The sequence below is a fragment of the uncultured Bradyrhizobium sp. genome (genome assembly GCF_964252615.1).
GTDB lineage: Bacteria > Pseudomonadota > Alphaproteobacteria > Rhizobiales > Xanthobacteraceae > Bradyrhizobium.
Map to the genome: position 1 here is coordinate 1 of NZ_CAXUNQ010000078.1, position 15,777 is coordinate 15,777.

The window sequence follows — 15,777 nt, forward strand, 5'->3', positions numbered from 1 at the left end:
TCATGCGCGGGCTTGACCCGCGCATCCATCCATCTTCGCAAGAGTCGTTTCGAAGCGGATGGATTGCCGGGTCAAGCCCGGCAATGACGGCCGAGATGGGTGCATATGGGTCACGCCCGGCCATGACGATGAGATGTGTGCGTCCAGTAGGGTCAAGCCCGGCCATGACGGCGGACATGCCGCACCGCGTCCGGGACACGGCGGCCCTATATCAAACATTGCCGGGGGACTTTATAATTTGGGCTGCATGCATCGCTGCGTGGCGCGTCGTCGGGATTTGTCGCAAAACATTCACTCTGGAAAATCGGTTGGCTCCCAATGGATACGTCTCATCTCGCAGAACACGCCGGAACCGCCAGCAGTTTTTTTGCATCGATCTTCCTGGTCGCAACCCTGTCGATGCGGACCATGATCCCGCTGCGGTTGTTCGCCATCCTGACCAATATCGTTCTGATCGGCTCCTCGATCCCGACCCACAATTATCCGACGCTGGCGCTGCACGCGGTGCTGCTGCCGCTCAACATCTACCGGCTGCACCAGATGCTGCAGCTGGTGCGCGACGTGAAAAAGTCGGTCAGCAGCGACTTGTCGCTGGAGTGGCTGAAGCCGTTCATGACCGAACGCAAATGCGCCGCCGGCGAGGTGCTGTTTTACAAGGACGAGAAGGCCGAAAGCATGTTCTACACCGTCAGCGGCCGCTACCGTCTGGTCGAATCCGGCATCGAATTGCCGGTGGGCGCCATTGTCGGCGAGTTCGGCATGCTGTCGCCGTCGAACTTGCGCACCCAGACGCTGGAATGCATCGAGGCCGGCACGGTCCTGAGCGTGACCTACACCCAGGTCGAGGAGCTCTACGTGCAGAATCCGGCGTTCGGCTTTTACTTCCTGCGTCTCGCCAGCGCCCGGCTGTTCCAGAACATCGGCAAGCTCGAGGAGCGGCTGGCGCAACATGCAACACCGGTCGCCGCCGCGCCGGGATCCGCGTAGCAATTGGGAGCGCGTGAGGTGGCAGGCGTCTGGTCCTCGATCCGCTATCTGCTCGCCGATTTCATCGGCGACGACGGCGGCGCGTCGCCATTCCTGCCCCGCGGCCTGCCCGACGCGGCGGCGCCGATCGTCAGCGCCAGCATCGAGCGGCTGATCGACTATCAGGGGCCCAGCTACGCCCAGCTCTATGTCGATCGCCTCACGCGGTTCGTCGGCCGCCGCGGCGTCGACGATGCCCTGTTCGGAGAAATGGCGCGGCTGATGGCGTTGCGCATGAGCTACGACGATCCGATCCGGATCGCACAGACGAAACTGGCCGCGTTCGAGGCCGGCACCCAGGCAAACGCGCACAACGCGAATGAGATAAAAAAATTTCGCTGGGACGAGCTCGTCGGAGTGTTGCCCGCCGCGATCGCCGAGTCCGTACTCGGCGTGCTCGAATGGCGGGGATGGCTGCACCGCCCGGTTTCGATCCGCTTCAGCACCGCAGGCCGGTTCGGCCTGCGCCGGCTGAAGATCGAGGCGGGCTTGCGGCGCTGGCGGTTGTTGTCGGTGCGCTACGGCACCGAGCGGATCTGGGTCGAACGCTGGCTGCATATGATCGACCGCTGCCTGACCAAGCAGCCGGCGGCCGCCGCCGAGATCGTGCGCACCGCTACCATGATACAGGGTTATGGCGATGCCTATCGCCAGGGTCTCGCCGACTGGCACCTGATTATCGACGGCCTGGCAAAACCGACCTTCGACGGCGCGCTCGCGCTGCCGGATCTTGCCGGTGCGATCAAGCAAGCGCGCGCCGCCGCAATGCCCGACCCCCGCCAGGCCGCGCTGAGGCGCAAGATCGCGGAGATCAGAGCCGCCGTCGTTCCCAGGACGCAGTGCAGCGCGTAGCTTTCGCCATGCACGCGTTTACGCGCATTTTGGACGCGCTATGGAGGTGCGCCGCAGAGCCGGGCCCAGCCTTCGTAATTCTGCAGTCGCTCCAATCATTTCTCCGGCCCTTGGATGCAATGGCGGCGCGGCGAGATCGACCATCGGGTTGATCGCCGATTGTCACACCCGGTGTTTTTAAAGTTCCCACTGGTGCAATGCGGCGCGGGAGATGGCATAAATGGGAAAAACAGCAGCCGAATTGCTCGCTAAACGCCTGAATTGCAGTGTCACGGTCTTTATCAGATTTAGAAGGGCGTCAGCTTGTCGTTCCCCGCAATGTCGTCATCGGTTGTCGTGGGTCCGCTGGTGGGATGGATGCTCGTCCTCACCTTCAAGCATGTCGTCGCGGATTTCTTCCTGCAGAATTCCTGGATGGCGCTCGGCAAGGACCAGAAGACCGGATGGGCGCTGCCGCTGCTGACGCACTGTCTGATGCACCTTGGGGTGGCGCTGCTGCTGATCCTGATTATCGCGCCGCGATTCTGGTTTGTCGCCGTCATCGATTTCGCGATCCACCTCATGGTCGATCGCGGCAAGGGACTTTGCGTTTCCAGCTTCGACGTGACGCCGGAGCATCAGTGGTTCTGGTGGCTGATCGGCATCGATCAGGCGCTGCACCATCTCACCGGCTTCGGGCTGTCGATCTTCATGGCGGCTAACGGCTGATCCGGTTCATCCGGAGAATGCGTGCGGTTCCGATTCGCGGCAATTGTTCAAGCACAGGCCGGCGCCGTGGTTAACCCTTCGTTAGCAAATTGCGTTGCATTCTGCGGCTTGGGGAGATTTGCAATGTTTTCCAGCCGCGAAGCTTTTGAGAACGATTTCTGCCCGGTCCGGGACGATCTGCTCGGCGCCATGTACCGCGCGAACGAGAACGGCCTGCCGCAACTGGTGGACAGCGTCTCCGCCGATGTGCGGGCCATGCTGGCGCTGTTCTGTTACAAGCGAAGCCATCTGCACTCGCTGGCGCTGTCGATTGCCGCAAGCTGCACCGAACGCGATCTGATACAACTGGGCGGCCGCGTCGGTTCCGCGCTGTATGCACTGTCGCGCGAAGCTCCGGCGGCGCGCATGATGCCGTCCGCGTCCTACGGCCACCGCAAGCCGGTCACGCTCTCGACCAAACCGCTCAGCACCTTCGTGCCGATCGACGACGAGTTGGATGACGAAGATTTTGCGGAGGCGATTACGGCGTAGTTCACGTCAGCGCCGGCAACCCATGCCGGCGCCGCGCCATTGCACATTCGGGATCGCCGGGCATGCAGGTCCGGCAAACTTCCGGCCGCATCGCATAAATCCCGCACGCGGTCTTCACGCCGATTTTCCCTGACAGCGCGGAACAGCGATCGCCGTCGCAGCGCATGCCGGACAGCTTGTCGTTGACGAACTTTTCCGGGATCAGATTGAGCGCCGCGTCGTCCTCGGTGGTGAACCGCGGCCAATTGCGCGAATAAGCGCAACAGGCGCCGCAAGCCTGGCAGGGGCTGGTGCTGTCGTTGGCGACGATCTCCATTGCAGTGGTTTAGCGCGATCAGATTGCTGCCGATACCGGGCTTTTCAATGTTGCAAGCTCGGTTTCCAGTTCCGCAATCCGCGCGTCCCGTGACGACAACGCCGCGGCGACATCAACGGCGTCGAATTTCTGCGGGATGTGCTGCGGGCAGTTGGTATCCCATGCGGAAACCATAAACAGGATCACCTGCTCGGGACGAGCTTTGTAGCCAGCCGGCATCAGCGACGTCAGCAGCGCCGGATCGTCATCGACCACGCGCGCCTCGCCCCAGATCTTGACGCGGCGGCGATGCGCATAATCCATCACGAAAAGCTGGGCTTTCGGGTTTTCGGTAAGATTGCCCTGCGTGATGTATTGGCGGTTGCCGCTGTAATCGGCGAAGGCAATCGTCGTCTTGTCCAGAATCCGGATGAATCCCCTGGGTCCGCCGCGATGCTGGATGTAGGGCTGGCCGTCGGCGCTGGCGGTGGCGAGATAAAGGCTGTTGCTGCCGGCGAGGAATGCGCGGAGGCTTTCGTCGATCTCAGTGCGCCAGCTCCGGGTCCGCTCGACATGCGCGTAGGCATCGCGCGAGCCCTTGCGGGCCTGAACGGCTTTCACCGCGGGCGTGAACGCGACGTCGCTGGGGTAGGTGTGGCTGTCCGACATCGCAGACCTCCTGCATCGGCTCGGCGAGCGAAACTTGTCATCATTGCCGAAGATAGCCGCGTTCTAAACCTGAACAATCCCGAAAATTGACACTTCATTGCGATCGGCCGTTATCCGGATTTGCCTCCTGGCGGACCGGGCATCCGGAATTCCGGGTTCGCGCTTGGCGTCCCGAAATGAAGGAGTTATTGCTTCTTCACCACCCGAAACGTTGCGTTGGCGCGGGCGATGGTGGCGCCATCGGCTTTTACAAGACATTGCGCAAAGCAGATCGTGCTGCCGGTCTTGATCACGTCGGTTTCCACCGTGAGCCATTGCCCTATCTGTGCGCTGCTGATGAAATCGATGGCCATTCCGACCGTCACCAGCGAAACCGCGCCGCGCAATTGGTGGCCGCAGCTATGTCCCATCGCCTTGTCGGTCAGTGCGGCAATCAGCCCGCCATGGACGAAACCGCGCGCATTGGTGTGCGGTTTTGCCAGCCACAGCCCCAGAATAATCGCGTCGGGCGTCTGCCTCTGGTAGATCGGCTCCCATGGGTCGGTCAGCGGACTGCCGCGGGACTGGCGCTCAAAACCTTCGGGAATGATTTGACCGGTCATGGCGGATCAACCTCGGTTGAGCCGCCATTGAACGCGATCGTGCTGCAAAAACCAGAGCAACAAAGTTTAAAACAGGAATTATCGGCCTCGCGTGCAGGACGCAGTGCCGCAGGACGAGTCGGGCGCAGCCAACCCATCACAATGGATGTGGGCAATGATGGATATCGCTTCGTCACCCATCTACAAGTTGTCAAAACGGCAACCCGACATAATTCTCCGACAGTGACGTGGCCGCGGCCTTCGAACTCACCAGATAATCCAGTTCCGCCAGTTGAATCCGTGCACCAAATTCGCCGGTGTCGGGGAATTTGTGCAGCATCGAGGTCATCCACCACGAAAACCGTACCGCCTTCCAGACCCGCGCCAGCGCCATCGCCGAATAGGCATCGATACCGGCGGCGGATTTTTCGGTGTAGAATTCGCGCAGCGCCTGCGAGAGATAATGCACGTCGCTGGCGGCAAGATTCAATCCCTTGGCGCCGGTCGGCGGCACGATATGCGCGGCGTCGCCGGCCAGGAACATCCGGCCGAACCGCATCGGTTCGGCGACAAAGCTGCGTAACGGAGCAATGCTTTTTTCGATCGAGGGGCCGGTAACCAGGTGGTCCACGGCCTTCCGGTCGAGCCGCCGCTTCAACTCGTCCCAGAATTTGTCATCGGGCCACTGGTCGACGTGATCGTCGAGCGGGCACTGCAGGTAATGGCGGCTGCGGTGCATCGACCGCATCGTGCATAGCGCAAATCCGCGTTCGTGATTGGTGTAGATCAATTCGTGCGACACCGGCGGGGTTTCCGACAAGATGCCGAGCCAGCCGAACGGATAGACCCGTTCAAAAGTCTGGATTGCGGATGCCGGCACGCGCGAGCGGCTGACGCCGTGAAAACCGTCACAGCCGGCAATGAAATCGCAGGCGATCTCATGCGTGATATCGTCCTTGACGTAACTCACGCGGGGCGCGACCGACCCGAAATCATGCGGCGTGACGTCGGCGGCCTGGTAGACCGTGGCCAGGCCGGCATCGGCGCGGGCTTTCATCAGGTCGCGCGTCACCTCGGTCTGGCCGTAGATCATGACGGTCTTGCCAGTCGCGGCGTGCATGTCGATGCGATGCCGCGCGCCGCCAAAGGCCAGTTCGACGCCATGGTGGACCAAGCCCTCGTGGCGCGCGCGCGCGCCGGCGCCTGCCGCGTCGAGCAGAGCGACCGTTCCCTCTTCAAGCAGCCCGGCGCGGATGCGGCCGAGCACATAGTCCGGCGTCTGGCGTTCCACGATGACGTTGTCGATGCCGTAAGCATGCAGCAGTTGCCCGAGCAGCAGTCCCGCCGGCCCCGCGCCGATGATTGCGACTTTTGTCCGCAAATTGCTTCCCCCGATTATTGCAGGCTGCATGCCGCAGCCGACGCCGGCTTGCAATGATAATTCTATCCTATAACAATATCCGCAAAGGGCCGATCAACGGCCGATGCCATGAGGGAGAAAGATGCCGATGAGGAAAGCGTTTTTGGCGTTGCTGCTGGCGGCTAGTGTGACGCCTGCGATCGCGCAGGACAAGACCGTCAACATGAAAGTGTCGCTGTGGGTGCCGCCGGCGCATCCACTGGTGCCGGCCACCAAGGCGTGGGCCGAGGATATCGAAAAGGCCTCGGCCGGCACCATCAAGATGTCGGTATTTCCTTCCGAACAGCTCGGCAAGGCGTTCGACCATTACGACATGGCGCGCGACGGCATCGCCGACATTACCTATGTCAATCCCGGCTATCAGCCGGGCAGATTCCCGATCGCGGCCGCAGGCCAGCTTCCGTTCGTATTCTCGGACGGCAAGAAGGGCACGCTGGCGCTGAACGAGTGGTATCACAAATACGCGCCGAGGGAGATGAAGGACACCAAGCTGTGTTTCGCCTTTATCCACGATCCCGGCGCGCTGCATGGCAAGAAGAAGATCGTGGTGCCCGGCGACCTCACGGGGGTGAAGGTGCGTCCCGCCCAATCGACCATCGGCGAAATGGTGAAGATGTTCGGCGGCACCAACGTACAGGCCTCGGCGCCGGAAGCGCGCGACGCCATCGAGCGCGGCGTGGCTGATGAGATCACCTTTCCCTGGGGATCGATTTTCCTGTTCGGCATCGACAAGGTCGTGAAGTACCATATGGACGTGCCGCTGTATTCGACGGTGTTCACCTACAACATGAACCTCGACAAGTATAATTCGCTGTCGACCGCGCAGAAGAAGATCATCGACGATCACTGCACCCCGGAATGGGCCTCCAAAGTCACCGATCCCTGGACCGAATTCGAGGCCAACGGCCGCATCAAGATGAAGGCCTTGCCCGACCACGAGGTCTATCCCCTGACCGCCGAGCAACTCGGCGAATGGAAGAAGGCCGTCAAACCGCTGCGCGACAGCTGGGCCGAAGCGGTGAAGAAGGCCGGGGGCGACGCCGCCGCCATCGACGCCGACCTGCAGGCGACGCTGAAGAAGTTCGAGGCTGGGATTTAAGGGGCACTCACTCCAGCGTCGTTTAAGATCGTCATGCCCGGGCTTGTCCCGGGCATCCACGTCTTTACTGTGCTGATGGAAGGAAGCCGTGGATGGCCGGGACGAGCCCGGCCATGACGGAAATACTGGTGCGAGCCATCAATGACCACCCCGGAAATCACCCCTGACGGCGGCATCGTCGGCCCGCAGCCGCCGCGCAGGAACGCCAAATCTTCCGGAGTCATGGACCGCTTCATCGACTCCATTGAATGGATTGCGGCATTCTTCGTCGGCGTCGTCGCGCTCAACACTTTCCTGGCGGTGTTCATGCGCAAGTTCTTCTCCATCACGATTCCCGACTATTACAATTTCGGCCAGTTCCTGCTCGGCATCCTGATTTTCTGGGGCATCGCCGCCACCAGCTATCGCGGCACCCACATCACCGTCGATCTGGTCTGGGCCAATGCGACGCCGAAACACCAGCGCTGGATCGACGTGTTCGCCACCCTGGTGCTGCTGTTCGTGGTTACGGTGCAAACCTACACGCTGTTCGACAAGGTGGCCGACACCCGCGCCAGTCACATTGTGACCATGGATCTGCAGGTGCCGGTCTGGCCGTTCTTCCTGGTGTCGTGGATCGGCGATGTCTCGGCGGTGCTTTTGATCGCGATCCGCACCTGGCGGCTGATCTTCCATCCGGATCTGATGCACGATCCTAAAATCAAGATCGCGGAGTAGGCCGGTGAGCAACGAGGCCGTCGCTCTGATCGGCTTCGTCAGCCTGTTCGCGCTGATGCTGCTGCGGGTGCCGGTCGGCATGGCGATGGGCCTCGTCGGCATCACCGGTTTTGGGTATCTCACCGGGCTCGCGCCGGCGCTGAAACTGGTGGGGCAGACCACCATGCGCACGGTGACGGATTATTCCTTCGGCGTGATCCCGATGTTTTTGCTGATGGGGGCATTCGTGTCGGTGTCCGGCATCAGCCGCGAACTGTTCCGCGCCGCCAACACTTTTGCCGGCCATTGGCGCGGCGGACTGGGCATCGCCACCATCGCCGCCTGCGGCGGCTTTGCCGCGATTTCGGGATCGTCGGTCGCGACCGCCGCGACATTCTCGGCGGTAGCCTATCCGGAAATGCGGCGTTTCGGTTATCCGCAATCCTTCGCCACCGGCGTGATCGCGGTCGGCGGCACTCTGGGCGCCATGCTGCCGCCGTCCACGGTGCTGGCGGTGTATGGCATCATCACCCAGCAGGACATCGGCAAGCTGTTCATCGCCGGCATCGTCCCCGGCCTGCTGGCGATCATGATGCACATGATCACCATCGGGATCATCGGCTTCGCCAGACCGGGGTTTCTGCCGGCGGGACCGCGCAGCTCATGGCACGACCGCCTGCTGGCGCTACGCGACGTGTGGTCGCCGCTTTTGCTGTTCGTCTTCGTGATCGGCGGGCTCTATGGCGGGTTCTTCATCCCGACCGAGGCCGGCGCGGTCGGCGCGGTCGGCGCTTTCATCATCGGCGTGCTGCGCGGCAAGCTGAACAGGGCCGGCATCCTGCAATCGCTGCTGCAAGCGACGCGCACCGCGGCGGCGGTATTCACCGTGCTGATCGGCGCGCTGTGTTTCGGCTATTTCCTCACCATCACCCAGACGCCGCAGAATATCACCGCGTTCCTCACCGGGCTGGGCATCGGTCCCTACGGCGTGCTGGCGCTGATTCTGTTGATGTATCTGGTGCTGGGCTGCCTGATGGACGCGATGGCGATGGTGATCCTCACCGTGCCGATCGTGTTTCCGGTGGTGACCGCGCTCGGTTTCGATCCGATCTGGTTCGGCATCATCATCGTCATGACCGTGGAACTCGGGCTGATCCATCCGCCGGTCGGAATGAACGTCTTTGTCATCAAGAGCGTGATCAAGGACGTCAACATGTCGACGATCTTTGTCGGCGTGCTGCCCTTCGTAGTGACCGACCTGATCCGGCTCTTGATGCTGATTCTGTTTCCGCTGCTGGCGACCTGGCTGCCGCAGCGGATGATTGGCTGACCCGTCATTCCGGGGTGCGACCGAAGAAAGCGGGCCTGGAATCCATCACCACGATTGGGGATTATGGATTCCGGGCCTGCGCCAAGCGGCGCATCCTGGAACGACGGGATAAAGGAATCAACTATGCCGCCCTCTCTGCAAACCAGATACGTCTTCAGCCTCGCCATCAAGGTCGGCACGCCCATTGTCGTCGGCGATCTCGGGTATGGCACGCGCCGGGTCATTCCGATTCTCGGCGGCGAGGTGCGCGGGCCGGGCATGCACGGCATGATCTTTCCCTGCGGCGCCGACTTCCAGGTCATCCGCCCCAGCGGCTTTACCGAGCTGGAAGCGAAATACGCCTTCGAGCTGGACGACGGCGCCGTCGTCTACATCGAAAATATCGGCGTCCGCTTCGGACCGAAAGAAGCACTCGACCGCATCGCGCGCGGGGAGACGGTCGATCCCGGGCAGATCTATTTCCGCTCGGTGCCGCGCTTTGAAACCGGCAGCGAAAACTATCGCTGGCTGATGGAGCACCTGTTCATCGGGGTCGGCGCCCGTCATCCCGACCGCGTCGAGCTCGAGGTGCATCAGGTGCTGTGAGATTTGGCGCCCGGATGCAGCGCAGCGCGCAGCCCTTGCCAAGCGGGGCCGTACAAACTCCGGCGTTTGGTATGGTCGAGGCTCTGCGCGGCGAATATGAGACCCTTATTGACTCCTTCCGAATTCGTTATAGAACATAACTATTCTTACTAGGAACCAATAACCGCCATGGGAAACGCCGCTTCCGCCGCAACCGCCGGCTCCGCGCTGCTCGCCATCGAGCACACCGGCTCGGTGCTGACCGTCGGCCTCAACCGTCCGGCCAAGCGCAATGCGCTGAACGACGGCATTATCCTGGCGATCCAGGAGTGCTTCGCCGGTCTTCCCGAAAACATCGGCGCAGTGGTGATCCATGGGGTCGGCGATCATTTTTCCTCCGGTCTCGATCTGTCGGAACTGACTGAGCAGGACGCTACCGCCGGCCTGATCCATTCGCAGATGTGGCATCGGGTATTCGACCGCATTCAATACAGCCGCGTGCCGGTGATTGCGGCGCTGAAGGGCGCGGTAATCGGCGGCGGGCTGGAGCTCGCCTGCGCCGCGCATATTCGCGTGGCGGAACTGTCAGCATATTATGCGCTGCCGGAAGGCCAGCGCGGCATCTTTGTCGGCGGCGGCGGTTCGGTGCGGCTGCCGCGGCTGATCGGGGTGGCGCGGATGACCGATATGATGCTCACGGGTCGGGTCTATTCGGCGACCGAGGGCGCGGCGTATGGTTTCTCGCAATACCTGACCGAACAAGGCCACGCCTTATCCAAGGCGGTTGAACTGGCCGAACGTGTCGCGGCGAACGCACCGCTGACGAATTTCGCGGTGCTGCAGGCGCTGCCGATGATTGCGGAAGCCAATCCGCAAACCGGACTGCTGATGGAGTCGCTGATGGCGACGGTGGCGCAGAGCGACAAGGAAGCAAAACGCCGGATTCGCGATTTCCTCGACCGCAAGACCGCCAAGGTAAAGCCTGTCTGACATGAGCGCGACGCCGAACATGATGCCGGCTGGAAATGGCGGCGCGCCGCCGCCCGCGAACGCTCATCCACTGCGCGCGATTTCGTTCGGCAATCCCGCGGTCAGCATCGAGCGCCGCGGCGACGGCACCATCTATCTGCGCCCAAAAATCGCGCTTGGCGACTATCCCGTGCGTATCACCGATCGCCTGCATCATTGGGCAGGCGCAGCGCCGGATCGCATCTTCATGGCCGAGCGTGACGGCGGCGGCTGGCGGAGCATCACCTATGCGCAATTGCTGGCCTCGACCCGCCGCATCGCCTCGGCATTGCTGGCGCGCGATCTGTCCGCCGGCCGACCGATTGTGATTCTTTCAGGCAACTCCATCGATCACGCGCTGATGGCATTCGGCGCGCTCCATGCCGGCATTCCGTTCTGCCCGGTATCGCCGGCCTATTCACTGATCTCGAAGGATTACGGCAAGCTTGCTTTTCTGATGAAGCTGCTGACGCCGGGCCTGGTGTTTGCCGCCGACGCCGCGGCATTCGCGGATGCGCTGCGCGCCAACATTCCGGCGGCAAGCGAGATCGTTGTTTCGCGCGGCGAGGTGCCGGGCCGCAACGTCACCCGGCTCTCCGCGCTGCTGGCGACCCCTGAGCATCCGCGCCTCGACGCCGCGCACGACGCCATCGGACCCGACACGATTGCAAAGTTCCTGCTCACCTCGGGCTCGACCGGCAATCCGAAGGCCGTCATCAACACCCAGCGCATGATCTGCGCCAATCAGGTCATGCTGCGCGAGACACTGGCGTTCCTCAAGGACGAGCCGCCCGTGATCGTCGACTGGCTGCCGTGGAACCACACCTTTGGCGGCAATCATAATATCGGGCTGACGCTGTTCAACGGCGGCTCGATGTATCTCGACGAGGGCAAGCCGATGCCCGGCGGTATCGAGGAAACCGTGCGTAATCTGCGCGAGATTTCACCGACGGTATATTTCAACGTGCCGAAGGGTTACGAATCGCTGCTGCCCTATCTGCGCGATGACCCCATACTGCGGCAGAAATTCTTCAGCCGGCTGCACGCGATGTTCTTCTCGGGCGCCGCGCTGGCGCCCTATGTCTGGGACGGCCTCGACGAGTTGGCGGTGCGGGAAACCGGCTTTCGGGTCCCGATGCTGACGGGGCTCGGCGCCACCGAAACTTCGCCGTTCTTCATGTCGGTCATTCCCGCCACCAGCCGCTCCGGCCATGTCGGCCTGCCGGTGTCGGGCAACGACGCCAAACTGATTCCGAACAACGGCAAGCTCGAAGTTCGCGCCAAGGGCCCGAACGTCACGCCCGGCTATTGGCGCCAGCCGGAACTCACCGCCGCCGCGTTTGACGAAGAAGGCTTTTACAAATTCGGCGACGCGCTGAAGCCGGTCGATCCGCAGGACTTCGACCGGGGTTTTGATTTCGACGGCCGGATATCCGAAGACTTCAAGCTCGGCAGCGGCACCTGGGTCAGCGTCGGGCCGCTGCGGGCGCGTTTTGTCGCGGCCTGCGCGCCGCTGGTGCGCGACGCGGTGATCGCAGGCATCAACCGCGACGAATTGTCGGCGCTGGTCATTCTCGATCTCGATGGCTGCCGCGTCGTTAATCCGGCCCTGGCCGCGGGTGATCTCGCGGCAGCCGCGTCGGATCCGACCATCCGCCGGGCGTTCGCCGACCGACTGAAAAAACTCGCCGCCGCTGCCACCGGTTCGTCGACACGGATTGCCCGCGCGATTCTGCTCGATACGCCGCTGTCGATCGACAAGGGCGAAGTCACCGACAAGGGTTCGATCAACCAGCGCGCAGTGCTGGAGCATCGGACCGGTCTGATCGACGCGCTCTACGCGCCGTCACCGGATCCACGCGTCATCTCGCTCAAGTAGAAAATCATTCGGAGGAAACCATGCAACTAAAAGACCAGGCCGCCATCGTCACCGGAGGGGCGTCCGGACTGGGCGCCGCCACCGCGCGAAAACTCGCCGCGCAAGGCGCGAAGGTCGCCGTGTGCGACCTCAATGCCAAGCTGGCCGAGGAACTGGCCAAGGAGATCGGTGGAGTCGCGGTGACCTGCGACGTCGCCGATGCGGCATCCGGCGAAGCGGCCGTGATTGCGGCGTCCAAGGCGCATGGGCCGGCGCGCGTGCTGGTGAACTGCGCCGGTATCGGCGTCGCCAAGCGCGTCGTCGGCCGCGAGGGGCCGCATGGGCTGGCCGATTTCGACCGCGTGATCCGGGTCAACCTGATCGGCTCGTTCAACATGCTGCGGCTTGCGGCGGCGGAAATGACGAAGCTCGAGCCGCTCGATGGCGGCGAGCGCGGCGTCATCATTTCCACGGCGTCGGTTGCGGCCTATGACGGACAGATCGGACAGGCGGCTTATTCGGCATCCAAGGGCGGCATCGTCGGCATGACGCTGCCGATTGCGCGTGAACTGGCGCAATTCGGCATCCGGGTACTGACCATCGCACCCGGACTGTTCCTGACGCCGTTGCTCGGCGCGTTGCCGCAGGCGGCACAGGACAGCCTTGCCTCCGCCATTCCGTTTCCGCATCGGTTGGGCTCACCGGACGAATATGCCTCGCTGGCGCTGCACATGATCGACAATCCCTACCTCAACGGCGAAGTCGTGCGGCTCGACGCCTCGCTGCGCATGGCTCCGAAATAGGGTAAGGCCGGCATCGATGTTCGTCCACCGCCGCGATGTGCAGATCCAGTGGGGCGACTGCGACCCCGCCAACATCGTGTATTACCCGCGCTACTTCGAGATGTTCGATGACTCAACTTCGATCATGTTCGAGGCTGCCGGCTTCTCCAAGCAGGACATCGTCAGGAAGTATGGCCTGGTCGGCATTCCGATGGTGGATACGCGGGCGAGATTCCACATCGCGTCGACCCACGGCGACTGGATCCGAATCGAAAGCCGGGTCGAGGCCTGGCGGCGCTCAAGCTTCGACGTGGTCCACAACGTGTTCAAGGGCGAGACGCTGGCCATCGAGGCCTTCGAAACCCGCGTGCTGGTCGGCCGCCATCCGGACGATCCCGGCAAGCTGAAATCCGCGCCGGTGCCGGAGGAGATCATCGCTAAATTCAATCGGGGCTGACGGCATAACCTAAAGAAGGGATGATCCGGCGGCGCAATTCGACTAGGACAACAACAACACCAACGGGAGGAATGAATGAAGAAGCTATTTTTATCGGCCATGGCCCTGGCGGCGCTGGCGCTGCCGGAAGCGCCGGCGATGGCGCAATCAAATGAAATCGTCATCGGCATCACCGTCACCACCACAGGCCCGGCGGCGGCGCTCGGCATTCCCGAACGCAACGCGCTGGACTTCGTCGCAAAAGAAATCGGCGGCGTGCCGCTGAAGGTGATCGTGCTCGATGACGGCGGCGATCCAACGGCCGCGACCACCAACGCCCGCCGTTTCGTCACCGAATCCAAGGCTGACGTCATCATGGGGTCGTCGACCACGCCGCCGACGGTCGCAGTCTCCACCGTGGCCAATGAAGCCGGCATTCCGCATCTCAGCCTGGCGCCGTTCCCGATTACGCCGGAGCGCGCCAAATGGTCGGTGGCGATGCCGCAGCCGGTGCCGCTGATGGGCAAGGGTCTGTACGAGCACATGAAGGCGCACAACATCAAGACCGTCGGCTATATCGGTTATTCCGATTCCTACGGCGACCTCTGGTTCAACGATCTCAAGACCCAGGGCGTGCCGCTGGGCATCACGATCGTCGATGAGGAGCGCTATGCGCGCCCGGATACATCGGTCACCGGGCAGGTGCTGAAGCTGATCGCCGCCAATCCGGACGCCATCCTGGTCGGCGGGTCAGGCACGGCGGCGGCTTTGCCGCAGACCGAACTGCGCGCGCGCGGCTACAAGGGACTGATCTACCACAACCACGGCGCCGCCAGCATGGACTTCATCCGCATTGCGGGTCCCGCCGCCGAGGGCGTCATCATGGCGTCCGGTCCGGTGATGAATCCGGAAGGCCAGCCCGACAGCGCGCTCACCAAGAAGCCCGGCCTTGCGCTCAACACCGCCTACGAAGCCAAGTACGGCGCCAACAGCCGCAGCCAGTTCGCGGGCCATTCCTACGATGCGTTCAAGATCCTCGAACGCGTCGTGCCGGCAGCATTGAAGACGGCGAAGCCCGGAACCCCGGAATTCCGCGAAGCGATCCGCCAGGCCTTGATCACCGAGAAGGAACTGGCGGCGAGCCAGGGCGTCTACAACTTCACCGAAAAGGATCGCTACGGCCTCGACGACCGCGCCCGCATCATCCTGACGGTGAAGGACGGGAAATACACCCCCGCGCAGTAGAGTCGAAGCATCTGTCACAATTCGTCATGGCCGGGCTTGTCCCGGCCATCCGCCTCTTGGCACCACTAAAAGCAAGACGTGGATGGCCGGGACAAGCCCGGTGAGGACGCCAAGGATGTGGCCACCCCTAAATCCCGCTCTTCCCCTCATGCTGAAAGCCGAGATAGCTCGCGACCACGCGCTGATTGCCCGCGATGTCGGCGGCCGGCCCGTTCAGGATGAATTCGCCGAGCTCCATCACATAGGCGCGGTCGGCGATTTGCAAGGCGGCCTGCGCGTTCTGTTCGACCAGCAGCACCGAGACGCCGGCGGCGCGCAGCTCGCCGATGGTGCGGAAAATATCGGCGACGATGATCGGCGCCAAGCCGAGGCTCGGCTCGTCAAGCATCAGCAGCCGCGGCGCGCCCATCAGCGCGCGGCCCATCGCCAGCATCTGCTGCTCGCCGCCGGACAGCGTTCCGGCCAACTGCCTGCGCCGCTCCTTCAGCCGGGGAAACAGCGTGTAGACCCGCTCGAATGATCGCGCCGCAACCGCCTTCGCGGTCCGGAACGCACCAAGCTCCAGATTGTCCTCGACGCTCATGGTGCCGAACAACTCGCGATGCTCGGGCACCAGCGCCAGTCCCGCAGCGACACGATCCTCGATCTCCACCCGCAATATGTCTTCGCCGGCGAAG

Annotated in this window: 18 protein-coding genes; 13 read left to right on the forward strand and 5 right to left on the reverse strand. The window is 62.7% G+C overall.

The features are described 5' to 3' along the window. Nucleotides 1–318 precede the first annotated feature (318 nt). The 4 genes from ACFE72_RS23165 to ACFE72_RS23180 all read left to right on the forward strand — a co-directional run bounded on the left by ACFE72_RS23165 (nt 319) and on the right by ACFE72_RS23180 (nt 3,117). Nucleotides 319–987, forward strand: coding sequence for a Crp/Fnr family transcriptional regulator (locus ACFE72_RS23165; RefSeq protein WP_375415467.1), 669 nt, complete (start codon nt 319–321; stop codon nt 985–987). Between the two features lie 18 nt (nt 988–1,005). Beyond that, the gene (locus ACFE72_RS23170; protein WP_375415468.1) at nt 1,006–1,878 is read left to right on the forward strand and encodes a DUF6537 domain-containing protein; all 873 of its coding nucleotides are present in this window, start codon (nt 1,006–1,008) and stop codon (nt 1,876–1,878) included. Between the two features lie 357 nt (nt 1,879–2,235). Continuing rightward, nucleotides 2,236–2,586: a DUF3307 domain-containing protein gene (locus ACFE72_RS23175; RefSeq protein ID WP_375415469.1), complete on the forward strand. Its 351-nt coding sequence runs from the start codon at nt 2,236–2,238 to the stop codon at nt 2,584–2,586. A 123-nt stretch (nt 2,587–2,709) separates the two neighbouring features. After that, complete coding sequence (locus tag ACFE72_RS23180) at nt 2,710–3,117, forward strand: hypothetical protein (RefSeq protein WP_375415470.1); 408 nt, start codon at nt 2,710–2,712, stop codon at nt 3,115–3,117. Between the two features lies 1 nt (nt 3,118). On the opposite strand, the gene ACFE72_RS23185 is transcribed toward ACFE72_RS23180, so the two are convergent. The 4 genes from ACFE72_RS23185 to pobA all read right to left on the reverse strand — a co-directional run bounded on the left by ACFE72_RS23185 (nt 3,119) and on the right by pobA (nt 6,043). Next, the gene (locus tag ACFE72_RS23185; protein WP_375415471.1) at nt 3,119–3,433 is read right to left on the reverse strand and encodes a YkgJ family cysteine cluster protein; all 315 of its coding nucleotides are present in this window, start codon (nt 3,431–3,433) and stop codon (nt 3,119–3,121) included. 18 nt (nt 3,434–3,451) lie between these two features. Then, a complete protein-coding gene (locus tag ACFE72_RS23190; RefSeq protein ID WP_375415472.1) occupies nt 3,452–4,081 on the reverse strand; it encodes a pyridoxamine 5'-phosphate oxidase family protein in 630 nt (209 codons plus the stop codon). A gap of 185 nt (nt 4,082–4,266) precedes the next feature. After that, nucleotides 4,267–4,683 carry a PaaI family thioesterase gene (locus ACFE72_RS23195; protein ID WP_375415473.1) on the reverse strand — a complete coding sequence of 139 codons (417 nt, stop codon included), beginning with the start codon at nt 4,681–4,683 and terminating at the stop codon, nt 4,267–4,269. A gap of 190 nt (nt 4,684–4,873) precedes the next feature. Next, complete coding sequence (pobA, locus tag ACFE72_RS23200; RefSeq protein WP_375415474.1) at nt 4,874–6,043, reverse strand: 4-hydroxybenzoate 3-monooxygenase; 1,170 nt, start codon at nt 6,041–6,043, stop codon at nt 4,874–4,876. A gap of 127 nt (nt 6,044–6,170) precedes the next feature. Between pobA and ACFE72_RS23205 the strand changes: the two genes are divergently transcribed. The 9 genes from ACFE72_RS23205 (at nt 6,171) to ACFE72_RS23245 (ending at nt 15,100) form a co-directional block, all read left to right on the forward strand. Then, nucleotides 6,171–7,181, forward strand: a complete 1,011-nt coding sequence (locus ACFE72_RS23205) for a TRAP transporter substrate-binding protein (RefSeq protein WP_375415475.1) — start codon at nt 6,171–6,173, stop codon at nt 7,179–7,181. Nucleotides 7,182–7,403: 222 nt separating this feature from the next. Then, complete coding sequence (locus ACFE72_RS23210) at nt 7,404–7,898, forward strand: TRAP transporter small permease (RefSeq protein ID WP_375415484.1); 495 nt, start codon at nt 7,404–7,406, stop codon at nt 7,896–7,898. 4 nt (nt 7,899–7,902) lie between these two features. Continuing rightward, nucleotides 7,903–9,207 carry a TRAP transporter large permease gene (locus ACFE72_RS23215; protein ID WP_375415476.1) on the forward strand — a complete coding sequence of 435 codons (1,305 nt, stop codon included), beginning with the start codon at nt 7,903–7,905 and terminating at the stop codon, nt 9,205–9,207. 123 nt (nt 9,208–9,330) lie between these two features. Beyond that, on the forward strand, nt 9,331–9,792 hold the full coding sequence (locus ACFE72_RS23220) for a DUF3237 domain-containing protein (RefSeq protein ID WP_375415477.1): 462 nt from the start codon (nt 9,331–9,333) through the stop codon (nt 9,790–9,792). Nucleotides 9,793–9,960: 168 nt separating this feature from the next. Next, nucleotides 9,961–10,761 (forward strand): crotonase/enoyl-CoA hydratase family protein, encoded by an 801-nt coding sequence (locus ACFE72_RS23225; protein ID WP_375415478.1) that lies wholly within the window; start codon nt 9,961–9,963, stop codon nt 10,759–10,761. Between the two features lies 1 nt (nt 10,762). Continuing rightward, nucleotides 10,763–12,658, forward strand: coding sequence for a feruloyl-CoA synthase (locus tag ACFE72_RS23230; RefSeq protein ID WP_375415479.1), 1,896 nt, complete (start codon nt 10,763–10,765; stop codon nt 12,656–12,658). 20 nt (nt 12,659–12,678) lie between these two features. Beyond that, a complete protein-coding gene (locus tag ACFE72_RS23235; protein WP_375415480.1) occupies nt 12,679–13,440 on the forward strand; it encodes a 3-hydroxyacyl-CoA dehydrogenase in 762 nt (253 codons plus the stop codon). 16 nt (nt 13,441–13,456) lie between these two features. After that, nucleotides 13,457–13,876: an acyl-CoA thioesterase gene (locus ACFE72_RS23240; RefSeq protein WP_375415481.1), complete on the forward strand. Its 420-nt coding sequence runs from the start codon at nt 13,457–13,459 to the stop codon at nt 13,874–13,876. A gap of 75 nt (nt 13,877–13,951) precedes the next feature. Continuing rightward, nucleotides 13,952–15,100, forward strand: a complete 1,149-nt coding sequence (locus ACFE72_RS23245; RefSeq protein ID WP_375415482.1) for an ABC transporter substrate-binding protein — start codon at nt 13,952–13,954, stop codon at nt 15,098–15,100. Nucleotides 15,101–15,227: 127 nt separating this feature from the next. Here ACFE72_RS23245 and ACFE72_RS23250 read toward each other — a convergent pair. Next, a partial coding sequence (locus ACFE72_RS23250; protein WP_375415483.1) for an ABC transporter ATP-binding protein occupies nt 15,228–15,777 on the reverse strand: 550 nt, incomplete at its 5' end.

What these genes read in the sequence shown, in the direction of transcription:
- ACFE72_RS23240 (WP_375415481.1), top strand. Translation starts at nt 13,457, where the DNA reads ATGTTCGTCCACCGCCGCGATGTGCAGATCCAGTGGGGCGACTGCGAC.
- ACFE72_RS23230 (WP_375415479.1), top strand. Translation starts at nt 10,763, where the DNA reads ATGAGCGCGACGCCGAACATGATGCCGGCTGGAAATGGCGGCGCGCCG.
- ACFE72_RS23190 (WP_375415472.1), bottom strand. Translation starts at nt 4,081, where the DNA reads ATGTCGGACAGCCACACCTACCCCAGCGACGTCGCGTTCACGCCCGCG.
- ACFE72_RS23180 (WP_375415470.1), top strand. Translation starts at nt 2,710, where the DNA reads ATGTTTTCCAGCCGCGAAGCTTTTGAGAACGATTTCTGCCCGGTCCGG.
- ACFE72_RS23245 (WP_375415482.1), top strand. Translation starts at nt 13,952, where the DNA reads ATGAAGAAGCTATTTTTATCGGCCATGGCCCTGGCGGCGCTGGCGCTG.
- ACFE72_RS23235 (WP_375415480.1), top strand. Translation starts at nt 12,679, where the DNA reads ATGCAACTAAAAGACCAGGCCGCCATCGTCACCGGAGGGGCGTCCGGA.
- ACFE72_RS23220 (WP_375415477.1), top strand. Translation starts at nt 9,331, where the DNA reads ATGCCGCCCTCTCTGCAAACCAGATACGTCTTCAGCCTCGCCATCAAG.
- ACFE72_RS23175 (WP_375415469.1), top strand. Translation starts at nt 2,236, where the DNA reads ATGCTCGTCCTCACCTTCAAGCATGTCGTCGCGGATTTCTTCCTGCAG.
- ACFE72_RS23165 (WP_375415467.1), top strand. Translation starts at nt 319, where the DNA reads ATGGATACGTCTCATCTCGCAGAACACGCCGGAACCGCCAGCAGTTTT.
- ACFE72_RS23185 (WP_375415471.1), bottom strand. Translation starts at nt 3,433, where the DNA reads ATGGAGATCGTCGCCAACGACAGCACCAGCCCCTGCCAGGCTTGCGGC.
- ACFE72_RS23210 (WP_375415484.1), top strand. Translation starts at nt 7,404, where the DNA reads ATGGACCGCTTCATCGACTCCATTGAATGGATTGCGGCATTCTTCGTC.
- ACFE72_RS23225 (WP_375415478.1), top strand. Translation starts at nt 9,961, where the DNA reads ATGGGAAACGCCGCTTCCGCCGCAACCGCCGGCTCCGCGCTGCTCGCC.
- ACFE72_RS23205 (WP_375415475.1), top strand. Translation starts at nt 6,171, where the DNA reads ATGAGGAAAGCGTTTTTGGCGTTGCTGCTGGCGGCTAGTGTGACGCCT.
- ACFE72_RS23195 (WP_375415473.1), bottom strand. Translation starts at nt 4,683, where the DNA reads ATGACCGGTCAAATCATTCCCGAAGGTTTTGAGCGCCAGTCCCGCGGC.